1 protein-coding gene is annotated in these 641 nt (G+C 35.9%); it reads left to right on the top strand.

Features of this window, described 5'->3' with window-relative positions; all coding sequences use genetic code 11:
• A partial coding sequence (locus AC625_RS24980) for a M20/M25/M40 family metallo-hydrolase (RefSeq protein WP_156187698.1) occupies positions 1 to 250 on the top strand: 250 nt, incomplete at its 5' end.
• Positions 251 to 641: the final 391 nt, after the last annotated feature.

Below are 641 nucleotides of genomic sequence, written 5' to 3'. Positions count from 1 at the left end.
TGAATCTCGCTTTGTTGAATCCGTCATTCGCCAATCTTTTGGTGATGATGTATTTGAGTTAATTGATCCAGTGATGGGGGGAGAAGACTTCTCATATTATTTACAAAATAAACCGGGCGCGTTTATCTTTGTAGGCATGGGTGGGGAGAAAAGTATGTATCCGCACCACCATCCTAAATTCGACATTGATGAAGAGGTCATTCCAGATGCGATTAAGCTATTTATCGAAATCGCTAAAAATTATGATTGAGCAGAACTCTTGTAACACCTTGTATTTGCTCAAGATCTAATGATATTGCTTTAATCAAACAGGACAGCTTATCGGCAGCTGTCCTGTTTTTAATGACACAAATCACTTTATTGATTGGGAAGAAAAGAAAAAAATTGAGAAGCTAATCATTTTTTTTATCCCGCATCAATGGGCAGTAAAACCCCGCTTGGTTCAACTAACAATCAGTATGGGATGAAGAAAACCCCTACTGATTAAAGTTTCACTTTATATCTTTGAAAAATAAGTGGTCTTTTGAATGTGTGAAATAATCCGAAATTATCCATGTTCCATTCTGGATAGAAGTAACACATTGAAAAAAGTACAATATCCTATTGAGCTTATGCAAGCAAAATATACCTGTAAGAGTGAT

The sequence above is a fragment of the Peribacillus loiseleuriae genome, from assembly GCF_001183985.1.
Taxonomy (GTDB): Bacteria; Bacillota; Bacilli; order Bacillales; family DSM-1321; genus Peribacillus; species Peribacillus loiseleuriae.
Note: the sequence above shows the minus strand (reverse complement) of the source record. Positions and strands in the feature narration are given on the sequence as shown.